This is a genomic window from Aeromonas sp. S18(2024) (assembly GCF_041402525.1).
Taxonomy (GTDB): domain Bacteria; phylum Pseudomonadota; class Gammaproteobacteria; order Enterobacterales; family Aeromonadaceae; genus Aeromonas; species Aeromonas enteropelogenes.
In genome coordinates this window covers 1-505 of sequence record NZ_JBGLQV010000025.1, presented here as the reverse complement: position 1 = coordinate 505, position 505 = coordinate 1, and the positions used below count along the sequence as shown (strand labels likewise).

The following is a 505-nucleotide window of genomic DNA, read 5'->3' as shown; positions in this document are numbered from 1 at the left end:
TTCGAGGTTATCGACTCGGGCTTTGCGTTGCCGCTTGCCGTGTCGATGGAGGCGCATTATAGGGAGCGAATTCGTTCTGGCAACCCCTCCCCTGCAATAAAATTGCAAAAATCGGCACTTTTTTAGTTATTCATATCAAGGCACAGCTTTTATACAAACTTATCCACAGAAACCACCTCTCGACGGCACTATAGCGAGCCACACTCCATGATTCATAGCCAGCTTCTACACCAGATGAATGATTACATTGCCCCGTTTAGGACTAGGCATCACGAACCGCTGTCGTTCAGATAGAGATGGACTACTTACTATAGAGATTATTGAAAAATCATCACGCACTTACAAAGCAAGGCAGTTGAGGCAGTTGAGGCAGTTGAGGCAGTTGAGGCAGTTGAGGCAGTTAAGGCAGTTAAGGCAGTTAAGGCAGTTAAGGCAGTTAAGGCAGTTAAGGCAGTTAAGGCAGTTAAGGCAGTTAAGGCAGTTAAGGCAGTTAAGGCAGTTAAGG

At 46.1% G+C, this 505-nt stretch carries 1 protein-coding gene; it reads right to left on the bottom strand.

Annotated features, from left to right (window positions below; all coding sequences use genetic code 11):
* Positions 1-317: 317 nt before the first annotated feature.
* Positions 318-505: hypothetical protein (locus tag ACB034_RS20810; protein ID WP_371173652.1), on the bottom strand; the 188-nt coding region annotated here is incomplete at its 5' end.